Below are 17,403 nucleotides of genomic sequence, written 5' to 3' on the forward strand. Positions count from 1 at the left end.
CACATCGATCTGTGTGCGAGGCGACCTGCATGCGGGGCGACCTGTATGCGGGGCTGGGCGGGGGCGGCTTCCGGCCGGAGTGAGGGGGACCGGGGCGACCGGATGCCTCATGGGGGTGGTTTGGTGGAGCGTGCGGCGAGCGCGAGGGGCGACGGTGAAGCGTAATCGCGGGTCGATATGGCACATGATCCCGACTGCGTTTCGGGAAGGGTGACGGAGCGGTGACAGGAGAAGCCGTAAAGAAGAGTCGGCTGCGGTTTCTCCCGTATGCCATTTTCGCCGCCCTGGCGATCTGGGTGGCTGCCGAGGTCTTCCTCATAAACAACGACCCGGAGCCAGGGGCCTCATCGCGAACGGACCTTGAGGAACAGGTGCTCAAGGCCGCGCGGAGCAAAGACTCCGACAGCCTGAACCAACTCTTCGCGAAGGGCAGCGTTTCCGACGACTACGCGAAGAACTATCTGGACCAGTTGGACGAGGCCGAGCCCGGCGGGTTGAAGGCGTCCATTCGCGGTCTCGGTGGTGTCGATTTCCTGACGCTGACGGGCAAGTCTCCGAAGGGCGAGGCCATTTGCACGGCGTGGCAGGTGGGTTCCGATGACGGACACTGGCTGCTGGACGCGACGCCGCCGATCACGCCGACTCCGTGTGACGGGTAGGGCGGACGGGTAAGGCGGGTCACGGTTCCTGGACGAAGGCGCCGAGGTGGTCGGCGATGAAGGTGCGTACGGTGCGCGGAGGGGCGCCGGTGACGGCGGCCACGTCATCGGACCGCCATGCAGCGTCGCCTTCGGCGATGAGGCCGAACACCTGCGCGTTGGAGGTCGCGACCGCCTCGGGGACGCCGGCCCGGGTCATGGCCGCCCGGTGTTCGGCGGGGGAGACCCGGCGGTACTTGATCTCATGCCCCACCGCGTCGGTCAGCGCCTTCGCGACGTCGGCGTAGGTGATCAGCTCGGGGCCCGTCAGCAAGTACGTGCGTCCCGCGTGTTCGGCCGGCGCGGCGGCGACGGCGGCCGCGGTGGCGGCGACGTCGCGGGAGTCGACCATCGCGAACCGTCCGTCGCCGGCCGACATCACGAAGCCCCGCGTCCGCTTGATCATCGGTGCGACGCCGAAGAGGTTCTGCATGAACAGATTCGGCGCCAGCAGCGTGAATTCGAGCCCGCTCGCTTTGAGATGAGCCTCGATCCGCGCGTGGTCCCGTCGCCGGTCGACCGGAGAGGACTCCGACGCCTTGTGGTTGGTGATCTTGACGACATGCCGCACGCCCTGCCGGGCGGCGCTGTCGATGACCGCGATCTCGTGCTCCGGGACGGACGGGCTGATGAGTACAGCGGTGTGGGCGCCGCGCATGGCAGCGTCGAGTGTGTCCGTACGCTCGAAGTCGCCGACGGCGATATCGACGGCGGCCGGGAAGCGCCCTCCCAGCGTGCGGGACGGGTCGCGTACCAGCGCCCTCGTAGCCACGCCGCTCTGCTCGGCGAGCAGCCGAACGGTTTCCGAACCGATCTTGCCGGTGGCTCCGGTGGCTCCGGTGACTACGATCACGACGTTCTCCTTCGATGCGCGGGTGGTGTCCGTATGGGCGGGCCTGCGCGGCCTGCGCGGCTTGTACGGGCGGGCCTCTGTAGACCGGTATTCAGCCTGCACATGGAAGGTATTGATCGTGAAGTAGGCACCTATTGGGTATATAGGTACCTGATGGATACCGACCAGGCCACCTACGCGAAGGACTGCCCGTCGCGCACCGTGCTCAGCGCGCTCGCGAACAAGTGGTCGCTGTATGTGCTCGGCGTGCTGCGTCGCCGGGGACGGCCGCTGCGCTTCACCGAGCTGCGCCGCCACATCGAGGGCGTGACGCAGAAGTCCCTGACGCAAGCGCTCCGCAATCTGGAGCGCGACGGACTGATCAGCCGTACCGTCTACCCGACCATCCCCCCCGCGCGTGGAGTACGCCCTCACGGACCTCGGGGTCGAGGTCGGCGCTCTCACCACGGCCATCGCGGACTGGTCCAAGGACAATGTCTCTCGCGTCCAGGCGGCCCGCTCGGCCTACGACAGCCGCGCCGCGGACCAGGACCTCTCCTAGCGGGGCTGTTGCCCAACCCGGCCGAGCAGTCCGGACCGTCCGGCTTCGGCGACGGCCCGTACGAACTCCCCCGGGTTGCCGAGCATGATGTTGTGCCCGCAGTCGGGAACGGCGACGACGAACACGCCCGCGGCGGCCAGTTCGTCGGCGCCGGGCAGCGGCGCGTCATAGGCCGGCAGCAGAAAGGTCCGGGGGATCTCCAGCTTGAGCAACCGCTCCCGCATCGTCGGTACGGACCCGGCGACGAGGTGTACGGCGCTGCGGTGCAACGCCACCCGTCCGGCCAAGCGCATGGTGGCCCACCAGTGGCCTCCGGACCGCTCCCGAGTCTCCTCCCAGCCCCCGCCCCTCAAGAACTCCGCTTCCGAGTAGGCGGCGATCCCCCGACTGCCGCCGGCTCTTGGCTCGGCCCGGTTCGCGGCCAAGACCGCTGAAGTGCCCGAGGTTAGTGGACGGGGGTGACAGCGCTGCGGAAAGCCGCGGGCGACCGGTGGCCGCCGCGAGGATCTCGGCGATCAGGCTCGGGGCGCACTCGTCGGAGGCGATGTCGACGCGGTGGCCGGCGCACTCGTCGCGGCGCTGAAGGACCAGCGCCGCGAATGCGCCGACGTCGGTGGCGGGAACGCGGCGGGAATGCGGCGGGAATGAGGGTGCGGGGCCGGTCGGCGGGCATGGGCCAGGCGAACGTGTCGTCACGCAGCCCGTCGAGGGGCCAGCCGCCGGCGTAGTTGTCCATGAACGCCGCCGGGGCGATCACGGTCCAGGGCACGCCGGCTGTGAGCAGGTATCGCTCGACCAGGTACTTGCTCTCGTAGTGCGGTGCCGACGTGCCCCGGTCGGTGTGGGCGGCGGAGGTGAGGACGATGTGCCCGAGCGGGCGGCTGTCGCGGCGTCGACGAGGGTCTTGCCCTGCCGGGCCTCGGCGGTCGTGCCGGTGGCGGTGTCGGCGCCGAACGGGGTGGTGACCGCGAAGAGGGCGTCCGCGCCGGACAAGGCGGCGTCGAGGGAGACGCGGTCGTCGAAGTCGGCGTAACGGACGTCGGCACCCAGCGCGCGCAGTTCGTCGGCGGCGGGCGAGCCGAGGTGGTGGGTGAGCCGGGGTGGCGGGTGAGCGCGAGATCACCGACATGACGGGCCTGCCCACCGGCCCGGCTACCTGGCTCGTGGACCGGCTGGAGCGAGGGGGCTACGTAGCCCGCACCCCCGATCGGCGGGACCGCCGCCGAGTACTCGTCACCCCGGTGGCCGGCCGCATCGCCCGCGTCACCGCCGTATGGGACGACCTCGGCCGGGCGTGGCAGTCACTGTTCGACAGCCACAGGGCTGAGGGGCGGATTGGTTGAGCTTGCTGCGGGGAGCTCCGCTGCGCTCCGCAACGGCTGTTGTTGTATGGGGCGGTATTGCGCCCGGCCGGCTGCGGCTCTCGTCTCGGACCCTCCGGGTCCAAGGCGCCGGCAGCGGGAGGGGAGGGGGCGGGGCTGGGGTCGGTTCGCTGTCTGCGGCTCGGTTCTGGGCTGGGGTCAGGCTCCGCTGCGCTACGCCGCTGGCTGCTGCCGCGAAGTGGTCGTTGTGGTGCTGTCGTGTGCGGGTCTCGTCTCGGGCCTACGGCCCACACGGCGGCGAGTAGCGGAAATGCGGCGCTGCGGCGCGTTGCGCTGCGCCTCGGCTGCGCTTTCCGTCGGAGGGTGGTTTCCGCCCGCAGGGCGGGGGGCTAAGGGTGTGGAAACTCTACTCCGACGGCCCGTGCGCCCGATATGCCCGACATGTCAGGTTGAATGGGTAACAGAGTTGGCTTGCTGCCCGATCCCGGGTCCGGTATGCGACTTTTGTCGGGCGGTAACCGCACCCTACTTGCCGGTAGTCGATGAGGCCCTTGGGTAGCGCCCCTGCGCCGGCTCCATCGTGGCGGCGGGCAAGTGCGGAGCTTCTTCTGACCTTGGTCGTGACTGCCCCCGCAGGTAGCGAACCCACCCGGGCCCCGCCGCCTTCCCTGTCGCTGCTGGCGCCTTGGACCCGGAGGGTTCGAGATGAGGGCCGCGGTCGACGCCGAGTCGGCTATTGCAGGCGCAGGCCGGCCAGCAGGAGTTCGACCAGGCGGCGGGCGTCGTATCGGGGGTTGTTGGCGCCGATGCACAGGTTGCCCACGCCGGCCATCAGTTCCAGGGCCCCGATGTCGGGGCGGATCTCGCCCGCGTCGGCGGCGGCGTCGAGCAGGTCGGCGCAGACCGGTACGAGGCGGTCGATGAAGTAGGTGTGCAGAGTCGAGAAGGTGGGGTCGTCGGAGCGCAGCGCCTCGGCGAGGCCGTGCTTGGTGACCAGGAAGTTGACGAAGAGGTCCACCCATCGCGTCAGGGCGGTGTGCGGTGAGTCGCTCTTCGCCAGTAGGTGGGGGCCCGCCTCGGCGCATGCCTCCACCTGATGCTGGTACACGGCGACGACGAGATCTGACCGCGTGGGGAAGTGGCGGTAGATCGTGCCGACCCCGACGCCGGCCTTGGTCGCGATGTCGCGCACGGGCGCGTCGACGCCGGAGGCGACGAAAGCCGCCGCTGCCGCTTCCAGCAGGGTCTTCTCGTTACGCCGGGCGTCGGCCCGCTTCCGGGGCGCCGGTGATCCTGATGCGCTGCCGATGTCGGTCACTGCTCTGAAGTTCCCATCACTAGCCTTGCCAATCGGAACCGTGTTCCGTATATTTCTAAGTGGAACATGGTTCCGCCTGTCCATGATGGCAGAGCGGATGCCCCGTGCCCAGTTTCGTACGTCCGCTCAAGCTCTTCCGAGGAGAATCCCTTGTTCCACCCTGGTGAAGCCCTCGCGCCCGTTCCCATCATCTCGGTACGCCCAGTGGTGCTCGCGGCTCCGGGGCGCGGCGAAGACTTGCAGGTGCGCGTATCGGCTCCGGTGACCGGCGGCGAGCTGCCGGTCATCCTCTTCTCCCACGGCTTCGGCGAGTCGATGGACGACTACGCCCCGCTGGTCGACTTCTGGACCGCTTGCGGATTCGCGGTCCTCCAGCCGACCCACCTCGATTCCCGGACGCTGAACATCACGCCCGAGGACCCCCGGCACCCGGAGATCTGGCGCTCCCGGGTCCAGGACCTGACCCGCGTCATCGACCGGCTCGACCTCCTCGAAGCTGCCGTGCCCGGCCTCGCCGGGCGCCTCGACCGGAGCCGCATCGCCGGCGTCGGCCACTCCTGGGGCGCCCAGACGGTCGGCATGTTGTTGGGCGCGCGCGTCCTCGACGCCGAGGGCGTCCCGGGCGAGGACATGTCCGACCCGCGGATCAAGGCCGGCGTGCTGCTCGCCGCGGCGGGCACGGGCGGCGCCGACCTGTCTCCGTTCGCCGCCGAGCACTTCTCCTTCATGAACCCGGGCTTCGCCGAGTTGACCACGCCGTCCCTGGTGGTCGCCGGTGACAAGGACCAATCTGCCCTGACCAGCCGGGGGCCCGACTGGTTCACCGACGCCTACGTTCTCAGCCCCGGGGCCAAGAGCCTGCTCACCTTGTTCGGGGCGGAGCACTCGCTGGGCGGGATATCCGGGTATGCCGTCACCGAGACGACGGACGAGAACCCCGAACGGGTCGCCCTGCTCCAGCGGCTCACGTCCGCCTTCCTGCGCAGCACGCTCTACCCCGAGGACACGTGCTGGTCCGCTGCCGCTGCCGAACTGGCGGAGAGCGCCGATCCGATGGGCCGTATCGAATCCAAGTGACGCGAGGGGGAGGCCCTTGCCCGACACCCGCCTTTCGGGGTAGGCGGATGACGCCATGTCGGTTCAGGCGCCGTCTTCGGTGGCACTGCTGTTGTCCTTCACGTGGCGTAGTGGCGCGCGTAGGGCGGGTCGGCTCGTCGTGGCGACGGTGGCTGGGCTGTCGCGCCTCTGGCTGTCTCTGGTTGTGATGCTGTCGCTGCGTGTCGCCGGTCAGCTCAGGGCAGTTGCTGCCGCCGTCGCCGGTAAGGGAGGGGTTCAGCCAACCGGTCTGGGCCGCATGCGGCGTCGGTTGCGACTCCTCGGCGATGGTGTGGATCAAACGCCTGGAGCCGACCGGATTCAACGCCGCCCCCTCGGAAAAGGCCAGCTGTGTACGGGAGCTGACCGGAAGGGTCGGGGCGTCGAAGGAGGCGGTGCCGGGCGGCGAGGCATCACCCACGAGCGGCGGAGTCGGGGCGTCGGTCGCGCGTCGGTGGCTGTCGGTCTGACATCGGCCGCTTGTCGGCGAGGGGCCGGAACCTTTCCGGAGACCTGCCGGGCACCCATCCGGCAGGCGCGCGAAAGGCAAGGAATCACCATGACCACTGACGTCACGATCATCGGCGCCGGGCTCGGCGGACTCGTACTGGCTCGTGTCCTGCACGTTCACGGCATTACGGCGACGGTCTACGAGGCGGAGGCTTCCCCGATGGCTCGCGCGCAAGGCGGGATGCTCGACATCCACGACTACAACGGGCAGCTCGCCCTCAAAGCGGCTGACCTGATGGACGAGTTCCACGGCATCATCCTGGAAGGCCGCCAGGCGATGCGGTTCGTCGACCGGGACGGGAACGTTCTGCTTGACCAGCCCGACGACGGTACGGGTGGCCGCCCCGAGGTGCAGCGCGCCGAACTGCGCCGCATTCTGCTCGACTCGCTCCCGGCCGGCACCGTCCGGTGGGGGCACAAGGTCATCGCCGCCCGCGCCCTCGGCGAGGGCCGCCATGAGGTGGTCTTCGCCGACGGCTCCACCGTTGCCACGAGCCTGCTGGTCGGCGCGGACGGGGCCTGGTCACGGGTACGCCCGCTGCTCTCCGACGCCACACCTGAATACGTCGGCCGGTCCTTTGTCGAGATCTACCTGCACGACGCCGACACCCGGCACCCGGTCAGCGCGAAAGCGGTCGGCGGCGGGTCGTTCGGTGCGCTCGATCGGGGTGACCAAGGGAAGTGGATCGCAGCTCACCGGGAGAGCGGCGGGAATCTCCACACCTACATAACGCTGTCCCGGCCGCAGGACTGGTTCACCGACATCGATTTCACCGATGCCGACGCGGCCGCCGCGCGCATCGCGGCCGAGTTCGACGGCTGGGCGCCGGAGCTCACCGCCCTGATCACCGACGGCGACACCGCGCCGGTCCTGCGCCCCCTCCACGCCCTGCCGACCGGGCACCGCTGGGACCGGGTGCCGGGGGTGACCCTGCTCGGCGACGCCGCCCATCTCACGGCCCCCGACGGCGAAGGCGCCAACCACGCCATGCAGGACGGTGCCGAGCTCGGCACGTCCCTCGCCGCGTACCCCGATGACATCGAGGCCGCACTCGCCGCTTACGAGCAAGCGCTGTTCCCCCGCAGCGCCGCAGCCGCCACCGCGGCCGAAGCGGTCAACAGCGCCACCCCCGAGGAGTTGATCAACTCATTCACCCAGGACCGGGACGACAAGACCGCATGAGCCACTGGCCGAGGTCATCACGGTGACTGCCACCTCCTGCCCGGGAGCCCCACCCGCTCCATGACTCCTGTCTGCGGAACGGCCCCCCGCCCGTACCGCAGAGGCTTTCGACCGCCTCGCCTTCCGGGCGGTCGTAGCCGCCGTTCAAGGCGGCGTCTGCTCTCCTTGGACCGCCGGTCGAGCACCGCGCACCGCCGTAGCGGTCCGAACGCATCGAGAGCCGGGCCATCCCCGCACCGTGCGACCCCTGACTCGCAGAAGGCGGCCTCTGGAGGCGTGGGACAGAGGGGGTTCTCACCTCCCATTCGCGGGCAATGGAAGCAGATGGCGTCGTTTTCCGGGAGGAGGCGTTCGAGGGAGCCGCACGCCGTGTCGCGTGCGCGCTCACTCCGCTTGGCGGCTCCTGATGGAGGCGCCGGGTCCCCTCGGCGAATGGGGCGGGAACATCTCCCCGGCGGGCGGGGCACGTACGAAGGGGCGTTCTGACCGCGCCGCGCCGGGGTGGCCCGGCGCGGGCCCCGCTCAGCCCGTCGCGGCAGGGCGAGCGTCCCCTCGCGGTACGGCGAGTGCGCCCTCCCCGCGCGGCGCGGTCGATGCCCCGCGGCCGCCCCGGCGGCCTCCCCGGTGCGCCCGGCGCTTAAAGTCGCATGGCCATACCAGAGAAGGCATGGTCATATTCGCTGTCCTGGAAGGGGACCGATGTGAGTACTGATGTGATGTCGTCCTTTCACCACGAGCTGATACGCCGCAACCCCGGCGAGCCCGAGTTCCACCAGGCCACGCTGGAGGTCCTGGAGACGCTCGCGCCGGTCCTCGCCGCGCGGCCCGAGATCGCCGCCGCCAAGCTGGTGGAGCGGATCTGCGAGCCGGAGCGGCAAATCATGTTCCGGGTGCCGTGGCAGGACGATGCCGGTGAGATCCATATCAACCGGGGCTTCCGCGTGGAGTTCAACAGCGCCCTCGGCCCGTACAAGGGCGGTCTGCGCTTCCACCCCTCGGTCAACCTCGGCATCGTGAAGTTCCTCGGCTTCGAGCAGATCTTCAAGAACTCGCTCACCGGGCTCAACATCGGCGGCGGCAAGGGCGGCAGCGACTTCGACCCGCACGGGCGGTCGGACACCGAGGTGATGCGGTTCTGCCAGTCGTTCATGACGGAGCTCTATCGCCACCTGGGCGAACACACGGACGTACCGGCCGGCGACATCGGCGTCGGCGGCCGGGAGATCGGCTTCATGTTCGGCCAGTACCGCCGCATCACCAACCGCTGGGAAGCCGGCATCCTCACCGGCAAGGGGCTCCAGTGGGGCGGCTCCCACGCCCGTACGGAGGCCACCGGGTACGGGAACGTGCTCTTCACCGCCGAGATGCTCAAGCAGCGCGGCGAGGACCTCGATGGGCAGCAGGTCGTGGTCTCCGGCTCCGGCAATGTGGCGATCTACACGATCGAGAAGGCCCAGGCCCTCGGCGCCAACGTGCTGACCTGCTCGGACTCCGGCGGGTACATCGTTGACGAGAAGGGCATCGACCTCGCTCTGCTGAAGCAGATCAAGGAGGTCGAGCGGGGCCGCATCAGCGAGTACGCGGAGCGGCGCGGGGCCTCGGCCACGTACGTGCCGGGCGGCTCCGTATGGGACGTGCCCGCCGACGTCGCGCTGCCCTCGGCCACGCAGAACGAACTCGACGGCACCGCCGCCCGTACGCTCGTACGCGCAGGCGTCAAGGCCGTCTCCGAGGGCGCCAACATGCCGGCCACGCCGGAGGCCGTCGACGTGCTGCGGGAGGCCGGGGTCGCGTTCGGGCCGGGCAAGGCGGCCAACGCCGGCGGCGTCGCGACCAGCGCGCTGGAGATGCGGCAGAACTCCGGGCGCGAGTCCTGGACCTTCGAGCGGGCGGAGGGCGAGCTCGCGGAGATCATGCGCGGCATTCACGCCACGTGTTACGAGACCGCCGAGCGCTATGGCGCGCCGGGCGACTACGTCGCGGGCGCCAACATCGCCGGGTTCGAGCGGGTCGCCGACGCGATGCTGGAGCAGGGGCTCATCTGAACGGCCCGGTGAACAGCCCGGCCGGCAGGCCGAGTCGGGGCTGACGCGATGAACCCAGGGCCTGAGCCGGGAGCACTACGCCCGGCCGCCGCGCCCAGAGGCCGAGCGAAGGCGCTCAGCCGGTGAGACCGTAGAGATCCATGCGGATACACACAGATCCAGCCAGGGGCCCAAGCCCTTGTCGCCCGCAATGGCGGGGGCGGCAAGGCACGTGCCGCGCGTAACGTGGCACCCATGAATATCTGCGTCTTCTGTTCCGCCGCCGACCTCGACGACCGCTACACCGCTCCCGCTCGTGAATTCGCCGAGCTGATCGGGAAGGGCGGACACACCATGGTGTGGGGCGGCTCCGAGTCCGGCCTGATGAAGGTCATGGCGGACGGGGTGCAGGACAACGGCGGGAAGCTGGTCGGCGTCTCGGTGGAGTTCCTGGCCGCGAAGGCGCGTACCAACGCGGACGAGATGATCGTCACCAAGGACCTCGCGGAGCGCAAGGCGCTGCTGCTGGCGCGCGCGGACGCGATCGTGATCATGGTGGGCGGCACCGGCACGCTGGACGAGGCGACCGAGATCCTGGAGCTGAAGAAGCACGGGATGCACACCAAGCCGGTGGTGCTGCTGAACGCCGCGGGCTTCTACGACGGGCTGAAGCAGCAGTTCCAGCGGATGGAGGAGGAGGGCTTCCTGCCGGTCCCGCTGACGGAGCTCGTGTTCTTCGCCGAGGACGGTGTCGGGACCATGGCATATCTCGAAGAGTCGGCCGGAGTCCAGTAAGGCCCGTAAGGCAAGCTTGGCCCCATGAGTACGCATATGATCACTGGGGCCGGCTCGGGTATCGGGTCGGCCGTCGTCGAGAAGCTGCTGGCGCGCGGTGACGAGCTGTTCCTGTTCGCGCGCGACGCCGGGCGGGCCAAGGAGCTCGCGGAGCGCTTCCCCGGCGCCCGTACCCTCGTCGCCGACCTGGGCAACCCCGACCGGCTCTCCTGGGCGCTCAGCCAGCAGTCGGTACCCGACCGGGTCGACTCGCTGCTGCACATCGCGGGCGTCGTGGACCTCGGCGGAATCGGCGAGCTGAGCACGAAGGCGTGGAATCGCCAGCTCGCGGCCAACCTCGTCTCCCCGGCCGAGCTGACCCGGCTGTTCCTGCCCCAGCTGCGCATCGCCAAGGGCCACGTCCTCTTCGTCAACTCCGGCGCCGGTCTCAGCGCCGGTCCCCAGTGGGGCGCCTACGCCGCGAGCAAGCACGGCCTCAAGGCGCTCGCCGACGCGCTGCGCGCCGAGGAGCACGGCAACGGGGTGCGCGTCACCTCCGTCTACCCGGGGCGCACCGCCACGGCGATGCAGGAGAAGGTGCACCAGCAGGAGGGCAAGGAGTACGACGCCGAGCGGTGGATCGACCCGGAGTCGATCGCGAAGACGATCCTGCTCTCGATCGACCTTCCGCGGGACGCGGAGATCAACGACATCACGGTGCGGCCGGGCCGGTGACGCGGGGTACGGGCAGGGGGTTCGGGCGGCGCGTACGCGTCACATGAACACCGCCACGTACACCGCCAGGCAGCACACGATGACCGCGAGGAGCGCCGTGAGGACCGCCATCGACGCCGCTGCCGCGCGCAGCATCCCGGAGTTGTCCGGCTGGAGGGCGGTCGCCTGCTCCGGCTGGTCCGGTAAATAGCGGACGGTGAGCGTGTCGCCCGCCATCACGGTGGCCGGGCTGCCCGTCTCCTCGAACCGCACCGGACGGCCCTCGCGCGTCCGGTACTCGTACACGTGGTGCAGGACGGCCGGCGCACCGTCGCCGCCGCCCCGGGTGGTGGCGTACGCGCGCAGACAGCGCCCCTGGGCGGTCAGGCCCGTACGCCACAGCGTGGTGAGACGCCGACGCCGTTCGGCTACCCTGCCGATGCCGTAGAGCGCGAGGCAGGCCATCAGCGCGGGGATGGCGAGCACTAGTGCGCTGGACAGAGAAGACATGGCACACACCTCCGGTTTCTGGGACGGAGACTCCGCCCGGGCCGTCGCGGTTCCCGCGTGCTCGTACTCTCGTACCCTTCCGGGGTGACTGAGAAGAGCGAGATGAGCTGGACCGCGGGCGTGGCGACCGGCGTCGGGTCGATGCCCGGCGGCGACGCGCGAGAGGCCGCGAAGACCGTCACCGGGGCGCTGGAGGCGTTTCCCCATCTGCCGGAGCTGCCCGCGCGGGGGCCCGGCGCGGACATGATCGGACGGACCGCCGGGCTGCTCGTGGAGGTGTACGCGCACGTCGAGCCCAGCGGGTGGCGGATCAGCGACCGGCCGGGGCGGGACACCAAGCGGGCGGTGTCGTGGCTGGGCGAAGACCTCGACGCGCTGGAGGAGTTCACCCAGGGGTACGAGGGGCCGCTGAAGGTGTCGGCCGTCGGCCCGTGGACCCTGGCCGCCGCCCTGGAGACGCGCGGCGGCGAGGTGGCGCTGCGCGATCCGGGGGCCTGCCGGGACCTGACCGCCTCGCTCGCCGAGGGGCTGCGCGCCCACCTCGCGGAGGTGGGGCGCAGGGTGCCCGGGGCCCGTGTCGTGCTCCAGCTGGACGAGCCGTCGCTCACCGCGGTGCTGACCGGCCGGGTCCGTTCGGCCAGCGGCTACCGCACCCACCGGGCCGTCGACCGGAGTGTGGTGGAAGGCGCGCTGCGGGACATGGTGGCCGTCGCCGGGGGCGGGCCGGTCGTCGTCCACTCGTGCGCGCCGGAGGTGCCGTTCGCCCTGCTGCGGAGGGCCGGGGTCGCGGGTGTCTCGTTCGATTTCTCGCTGCTCACCGAGCGTGATGAGGAGACGATCGGGGAGGCGGTGGAGGCCGGCACGGCGCTCTTCGCGGGCGTGGTGCCGGGCACCGACGGCCCATTGTCGGACCCTGCCGGTAGCGTCATGGGTGTCAGGACGCTGTGGCGCAGGCTGGGGCTGGCACCGGGGACTCTCGCGGAGTCCGTCGTGGTCACCCCGTCGTGCGGGCTCGCGGGCGCTTCGCCCGCATATGCCCGTACGGCCCTCGCGCACTGCGTCAAGGCGGCGAGATCGCTCGCGGACAACCCTGAGTGACGGCGCTCTTGGAGCAAACGGGAGGACGAGACGGTGGCAGGCGAACAGGACGCAGCGGTACCCGCGGAGGCGCGGGAGGAGCACGCGCGGCTCGCTGAGCGGATCGAGGATCACCGCTTCCGGTACTACGTCCGGGACGCCCCGGTCGTCAGCGACGCCGAGTTCGACAAGCTGCTGCGCTCCCTGGAGGCGCTGGAGGAGGAGCATCCGCAGCTGCGGACCCCGGACTCGCCGACGCAGAAGGTCGCGGGCGCCTATGAGACCGACTTCGCCACCGTCGAGCACCGCGAGCGCATGCTCTCCCTGGACAACGCCTTCGACGACGAGGAGCTGGCGGCCTGGGCCGAGCGCGTCGCGAAGGACGTGGGGGAGGGGACCCCGTACCACTTCCTGTGCGAGCTGAAGGTCGACGGCCTCGCCGTCAACCTCACCTACGAGCACGGCCGGCTGACCCGCGCCGCCACCCGCGGGGACGGCCGCACCGGCGAGGACATCACGCCCAACGTCCGTACGATCGACGAGATCCCGCACCGGCTGGAGGGGGAGCGCGTCCCGGAGCTGGTCGAGGTGCGCGGCGAGGTCTTCTTCCCGATGGAGAAGTTCGAGGAGCTCAACGCCCGCCTGGTGGAGGCGGGGAAGCCGCCGTTCGCCAACCCGCGCAACGCGGCGGCCGGTTCGCTGCGCCAGAAGGACCCGAAGATCACCGCGTCCCGCCCGCTGCACATGGTGGTGCACGGCATCGGCGCGCGCGAGGGCTTCGACATCGACTGCCAGTCGCACGCGTACGACCTGCTGCGCCAGTGGGGGCTGCCGACCGCCAAGCACAACGAGGTGGTCGACTCGCTGGAGGGCGTGCGGAGTTTCATCGCGCGCTTCGGCGACACCGAGACGCGGCACTCCATGGAGCACGAGATCGACGGCGTGGTCGTCAAGCTCGACGAGATCCCCTTGCAGGGGCGGCTGGGCTCCACCTCGCGCGCCCCGCGCTGGGCCATCGCCTGGAAGTACGCGCCGGAGGAGGTCAACACCAAGCTGGTCGACATCCGCGTCGGCGTCGGACGCACCGGCCGCGTCACGCCGTACGCGGTGGTGGAGCCGATCACGGTCGCGGGCTCCGAGGTCGAGTTCGCGACCCTGCACAACCAGGACGTGGTCAAGGCCAAGGGCGTCCTGATCGGCGACACGGTGGTGCTGCGCAAGGCGGGCGACGTGATTCCCGAGATCCTGGGGCCCGTCGTGGACCTGCGCGACGGCAGCGAGCGGGAGTTCTCGATGCCCGCCGAGTGCCCGGACTGCGGCACGGAGCTGCGCCCCGCCAAGGAGGGCGACATCGACCTCCGCTGCCCCAACGCCCGTTCCTGCCCTGCCCAGTTGCGGGAGCGGATCTTCTATCTGGCGGGCCGCAAGAGCCTGGACATCGAGAACTTCGGCTATGTGGCGGCCACCGCCCTGACCCAGCCGCTGGAGCCCTCGGAGCCTCCGCTCAAGGACGAGGGCGACCTCTTCGACCTCACCGTCGAGGAGCTGCTGCCCATCAAGTCGTATGTGCTCGACCCGGACAGCGGGCTGCCCAAGCGCGATCCCGAGACGGGCGAGGAGAAGATCGTCACCTTCTTCGCCAACCAGAAGGGCGAGCCGAAGAAGAACACCCTGTCGATGCTGGAGAACATCCAGGCCGCGAAGGAGCGGCCGCTGGCCCGGATCCTCACCGGGCTGTCGATCCGGCACGTGGGGCCGGTCGCCGCGGAGGCGCTGGCCCGCGAATTCCGGTCGCTGGACCGGATCGCGGAGGCCGGCGAGGAGGAGCTGGCGGCCACCGAGGGCGTCGGCCCCACCATCGCGGCGTCCGTGAAGCAGTGGTTCGCGGAGGACTGGCACGGCGCGATCGTGGAGAAGTGGCGCGCCGCGGGGGTACGCATGGAGGAGGAGGCGGGGGAGGATGAGGGTCCGCGGCCGCTGGAGGGCCTGACCGTCGTCGTCACCGGAACGCTCCAGTCATACACGCGGGATGGCGCTAAGGAGGCGCTTCAGAGCCGGGGGGCGAAGGTGACCGGTTCGGTCTCGAAGAAGACCGATTTTGTGGTCGTCGGCGATAACCCCGGGTCAAAATATGACAAGGCGATGCAAGTGAAGGTGCCGGTACTGGAGGAGGACGGCTTCGCCGTACTCCTCGAACAGGGGCCGGACGCCGCACGTGAAGCGGCCGTGACCCCACCCGAGTAGCCCGATCAGGAGTCCCGGCATAGTCAGCGGGCATCACACCTAGAGGGGATACCAGAGGGCCGCGGATGGCCAGGCCGTAATCGGGAAACCGTTGCCGATCGCGGCCCGCCGCAACCCTCTGCGGCCTACTGTTGAGATGTGCGCCTGCCGTGGCGCGGGCACCGAAGGCTGTGAGAGGGACGGGCATGAAACCCACCGACAGCGCCGAACCGGCGTCACGGTTGCGCCGGCTGGCCCTGCCGGCGCTGCCGACGACAGCGGTCGCCCTGGCCGTCACCGCACTCGTCATCGCGGCCTACCGGACACTCGACGCCGGGCGGGCGCTCTTCCCCGGCGCCACCGTCGGCTGGGGGCTGGCCGCCCTCACCGGGATCATCGTCGGCCATCTGGTCGCGTTAGGCCGCGACCGCTGGTGGGGCGGCACCGGCTCCGGGGCCGCCCTCACCCTCGCGGTCCTGCTGCTCTACGGCTGGCTGCCCGCCGTCCTCATCAGCCTCGCCGTGGTGGCGCTGGTCGCCGCCGCCCGCAGACACCGCTGGCGCCAGACGGCGCTGCACAGCGCCGTCGACATCCTGGGCATCGGTGCCGCGGCGCTCACGCTCGCCGCGTTCTCCACCGTGCCCAGCGTCGAATCCCCCTGGCGGCCCGAGGAGTGGGACGTCGGGACCGCGCCGAAGATCGCCCTCGCCGCCTTCGCCTATCTTGTCGTCACCCGCCTGCTGCTCTGGTACTCCATGGCCCCGAGCCGCACCGGACTGCCCACCGTCGCCCGCGCCGCCCTCGTCCGGCAGGCCCTCATCGGCGTCGCGCTGCTCGGCCTCGCCCCGCTCATAGCCGTCGTCGCCGTCAGCGAGCCGATCGTGCTGCCGCTCTTCGCGGTCCCCCTCATCGCCCTCGACTCCACCCTGTGGATCGCCCGGGCCCGCGCCGAGGAGCAGCTGCGCGACCCGCTCACCGGGCTGCCCAACCGCCAGCGGCTGCTCCAGCGCACCTGGTCCGCGCTGGACGAAGCCCAGCGCGACGGCTCGCGTACCGCCCTCGTCCTCATCGACCTCGACCGCTTCCGCTCCGTCAACGACACCCTCGGACACCTCGCCGGGGACCGGCTGCTGCTCCAGATAGCCGACCGGCTCCGGCTCGCCCTGCCGCGCGGCGCGGAGGCCGCCCGGCTCGGCGGCGACGAGTTCGCGGTGCTGCTGCCCACCGTCGACTCGCTCACCAGCGCGCAGCGCGTGGCCCGTTCGCTCGTCGCGGGTCTCAGCTCGCCGCTCGACCTCGACGGGCTCACCCTGGTCCTCGAAGCGAGCGCGGGCGTCGCCGTCTACCCCGACCACGCGCTCGACGCGGAAGGGCTGCTGCGCCGCGCCGACGTCGCGATGTACCAGGCCAAGCGGGACCGCAGCGGCGTCGAGGTCTACGAGGCCCGCCGGGACGGCAACACCCCCGACCGGCTGGGCCTGTTGGGCGACCTGCGGCGCGCCCTGGACGCGGGCGACGTCGAACTGCACTACCAGCCGAAGGTGGGCTTCGACGGCCATGTCGCCGGGCTCGAAGCGCTCGTGCGCTGGGTGCACCCCGACCGCGGCCGGGTGCCCCCCGACGAGTTCATCGCCATCGCCGAGTCGTCCGGCCTGATGCCCCGGCTCACCGAGTACGTCCTGGAGACCGCGCTCGGACAGGTCGCCAAGTGGCGGGCCATGGGGCTGGAGGTGCCGGTCGCCGTCAACGTCTCCCCCCGTGACGTCCACTCGCCCGGCTTCGCCGGCGCCGTCGCGGCCCGCCTGGCCCGCCACGGGGTGCCGCCGGGGTCGCTGCAACTGGAGATAACGGAACACGTCCTGCTGGAGGACCCGCAGCGGGCCGCCGACACCCTCGCGGGGCTCACGGGGCACGGCGTGAAGATGTCCCTCGACGACTTCGGCACCGGATACTCCTCGCTCGTGCATCTGCGCCGGCTCCCGGTGAGCGAGCTGAAGATCGACCGGTCCTTCGTGGCCCGGCTCGTCGTCGACACCGAGGACGCCGAGATCGTCCGCTGCACCCTGGACCTCGCCCACTCGCTCGGCCTCATCGTGGTGGCCGAGGGCGTCGAGGACGACGAGACCTGGGAGCGGCTGCGCGACCTGGGCTGCGACGCGGTGCAAGGCTGGCTGGTCGCCGCCGCGATGCCGCCGGACGAGACCACGGCCTGGCTGCGGCTGCGCAGCAAGAGCGGCTGGCACCGCGAGGGCGAGCCGCGGCCCGCCGCGGCCCCCGCGCCACCGGAGGAGCCCGAGCTGCCCACCGACCCGGCCCCGGCCGAGGAGGCGGGAACGGTGTCGCGCCGCCCGGCGCTCTGAGCCTCGGGGCGGAGAAGGGCGAGCGGGGGCCGGCGGGGGCCGTACGCGCGTGAGCCGAGACCTCGCGCGAGCTGGAGGCCCGTACCCGCACCCGGGCCCGTAAACGGGACCTGCACCCGGGCCCGTAAACGGGCCGGTGAGGCGCCTGGCACGGTCCGCGCCGGCGGCCTCGGACCGGGGCAGCGGAAAGGGTTTCGCGGG

General features: G+C 70.9%; 14 protein-coding genes and 3 pseudogenes. 12 read left to right on the forward strand and 5 right to left on the reverse strand.

The window, feature by feature from the left end:
• Window positions 1-221: 221 nt before the first annotated feature.
• Window positions 222-659: a hypothetical protein gene (locus AC07AB_RS18965; protein ID WP_478567944.1), complete on the forward strand. Its 438-nt coding sequence runs from the start codon at window positions 222-224 to the stop codon at window positions 657-659.
• A gap of 19 nt (window positions 660-678) precedes the next feature.
• Here AC07AB_RS18965 and AC07AB_RS18970 read toward each other — a convergent pair whose 3' ends face one another.
• A complete protein-coding gene (locus AC07AB_RS18970) occupies window positions 679-1,551 on the reverse strand; it encodes an NmrA family NAD(P)-binding protein (RefSeq protein ID WP_478567946.1) in 873 nt (290 codons plus the stop codon).
• A gap of 153 nt (window positions 1,552-1,704) precedes the next feature.
• Between AC07AB_RS18970 and AC07AB_RS18975 the strand changes: the two are divergent.
• Both AC07AB_RS18975 and AC07AB_RS18980 read left to right on the forward strand, forming a co-directional pair.
• Window positions 1,705-1,875: pseudogene (locus tag AC07AB_RS18975) on the forward strand (winged helix-turn-helix transcriptional regulator); the annotation flags it as partial.
• 73 nt (window positions 1,876-1,948) lie between these two features.
• Complete coding sequence (locus AC07AB_RS18980; protein WP_478567949.1) at window positions 1,949-2,092, forward strand: hypothetical protein; 144 nt, start codon at window positions 1,949-1,951, stop codon at window positions 2,090-2,092.
• Here AC07AB_RS18980 and AC07AB_RS18985 read toward each other — a convergent pair.
• Window positions 2,089-2,496, reverse strand: a pseudogene (locus AC07AB_RS18985) (alpha/beta fold hydrolase); the annotation flags it as partial. The gene AC07AB_RS18980 and the pseudogene AC07AB_RS18985 sit on opposite strands and share 4 nt — an antisense overlap.
• 349 nt (window positions 2,497-2,845) lie before the next feature.
• Window positions 2,846-3,169, reverse strand: a pseudogene (locus AC07AB_RS18990) (NmrA family NAD(P)-binding protein); the annotation flags it as partial.
• Between the two features lie 23 nt (window positions 3,170-3,192).
• Between AC07AB_RS18990 and AC07AB_RS18995 the strand changes: the two are divergent.
• Window positions 3,193-3,435, forward strand: a complete 243-nt coding sequence (locus tag AC07AB_RS18995) for a winged helix-turn-helix domain-containing protein (protein ID WP_478567952.1) — start codon at window positions 3,193-3,195, stop codon at window positions 3,433-3,435.
• Window positions 3,436-4,147: 712 nt separating this feature from the next.
• On the opposite strand, the gene AC07AB_RS19000 is transcribed toward AC07AB_RS18995, so the two are convergent.
• Window positions 4,148-4,732: a TetR/AcrR family transcriptional regulator gene (locus AC07AB_RS19000; protein WP_478567955.1), complete on the reverse strand. Its 585-nt coding sequence runs from the start codon at window positions 4,730-4,732 to the stop codon at window positions 4,148-4,150.
• Window positions 4,733-4,882: 150 nt separating this feature from the next.
• On the opposite strand from AC07AB_RS19000, the gene AC07AB_RS19005 reads away from it, so the two are divergent.
• The 5 genes from AC07AB_RS19005 (at window position 4,883) to AC07AB_RS19025 (ending at window position 11,053) form a co-directional block, all read left to right on the forward strand.
• Window positions 4,883-5,809, forward strand: coding sequence for an alpha/beta hydrolase family protein (locus tag AC07AB_RS19005; protein WP_478567958.1), 927 nt, complete (start codon window positions 4,883-4,885; stop codon window positions 5,807-5,809).
• A gap of 577 nt (window positions 5,810-6,386) precedes the next feature.
• Entirely contained in the window at window positions 6,387-7,520 is a 1,134-nt protein-coding gene (locus AC07AB_RS19010; RefSeq protein WP_478567960.1) for an FAD-dependent oxidoreductase, read from the forward strand.
• 716 nt (window positions 7,521-8,236) lie between these two features.
• On the forward strand, window positions 8,237-9,565 hold the full coding sequence (gdhA, locus tag AC07AB_RS19015) for an NADP-specific glutamate dehydrogenase (RefSeq protein ID WP_478568562.1): 1,329 nt from the start codon (window positions 8,237-8,239) through the stop codon (window positions 9,563-9,565).
• Window positions 9,566-9,799: 234 nt separating this feature from the next.
• Entirely contained in the window at window positions 9,800-10,339 is a 540-nt protein-coding gene (locus tag AC07AB_RS19020; protein ID WP_363132158.1) for an LOG family protein, read from the forward strand.
• Window positions 10,340-10,363: 24 nt separating this feature from the next.
• Window positions 10,364-11,053: an SDR family oxidoreductase gene (locus AC07AB_RS19025; protein WP_478567963.1), complete on the forward strand. Its 690-nt coding sequence runs from the start codon at window positions 10,364-10,366 to the stop codon at window positions 11,051-11,053.
• A 39-nt stretch (window positions 11,054-11,092) separates the two neighbouring features.
• Here the strand turns inward: AC07AB_RS19025 and AC07AB_RS19030 are convergent, their stop codons facing one another.
• The gene (locus AC07AB_RS19030; protein WP_478567966.1) at window positions 11,093-11,542 is read right to left on the reverse strand and encodes a DUF3592 domain-containing protein; all 450 of its coding nucleotides are present in this window, start codon (window positions 11,540-11,542) and stop codon (window positions 11,093-11,095) included.
• Window positions 11,543-11,644: 102 nt separating this feature from the next.
• On the opposite strand from AC07AB_RS19030, the gene AC07AB_RS19035 reads away from it, so the two are divergent.
• From AC07AB_RS19035 to AC07AB_RS19045, 3 genes are all read left to right on the forward strand, one after another.
• A complete protein-coding gene (locus AC07AB_RS19035) occupies window positions 11,645-12,640 on the forward strand; it encodes a methionine synthase (protein WP_478568565.1) in 996 nt (331 codons plus the stop codon).
• A 33-nt stretch (window positions 12,641-12,673) separates the two neighbouring features.
• Window positions 12,674-14,863, forward strand: coding sequence for an NAD-dependent DNA ligase LigA (gene ligA / locus AC07AB_RS19040; RefSeq protein WP_478567969.1), 2,190 nt, complete (start codon window positions 12,674-12,676; stop codon window positions 14,861-14,863).
• A 185-nt stretch (window positions 14,864-15,048) separates the two neighbouring features.
• Window positions 15,049-17,202 carry a putative bifunctional diguanylate cyclase/phosphodiesterase gene (locus AC07AB_RS19045; protein ID WP_478567972.1) on the forward strand — a complete coding sequence of 718 codons (2,154 nt, stop codon included), beginning with the start codon at window positions 15,049-15,051 and terminating at the stop codon, window positions 17,200-17,202.
• Window positions 17,203-17,403: the final 201 nt, after the last annotated feature.

Source organism: Streptomyces sp. NPDC044033 (assembly GCF_056434425.1).

Bases quoted from the DNA above. Each gene is read 5' to 3' on its own strand.
- AC07AB_RS19010 (WP_478567960.1), top strand. From the start codon at position 6,387: ATGACCACTGACGTCACGATCATCGGCGCCGGGCTCGGCGGACTCGTA.
- gdhA (WP_478568562.1), top strand. From the start codon at position 8,237: ATGTCGTCCTTTCACCACGAGCTGATACGCCGCAACCCCGGCGAGCCC.
- AC07AB_RS19020 (WP_363132158.1), top strand. From the start codon at position 9,800: ATGAATATCTGCGTCTTCTGTTCCGCCGCCGACCTCGACGACCGCTAC.
- AC07AB_RS19025 (WP_478567963.1), top strand. From the start codon at position 10,364: ATGAGTACGCATATGATCACTGGGGCCGGCTCGGGTATCGGGTCGGCC.
- AC07AB_RS19030 (WP_478567966.1), bottom strand. From the start codon at position 11,542: ATGTCTTCTCTGTCCAGCGCACTAGTGCTCGCCATCCCCGCGCTGATG.
- AC07AB_RS19035 (WP_478568565.1), top strand. From the start codon at position 11,645: ATGAGCTGGACCGCGGGCGTGGCGACCGGCGTCGGGTCGATGCCCGGC.
- AC07AB_RS19045 (WP_478567972.1), top strand. From the start codon at position 15,049: ATGAAACCCACCGACAGCGCCGAACCGGCGTCACGGTTGCGCCGGCTG.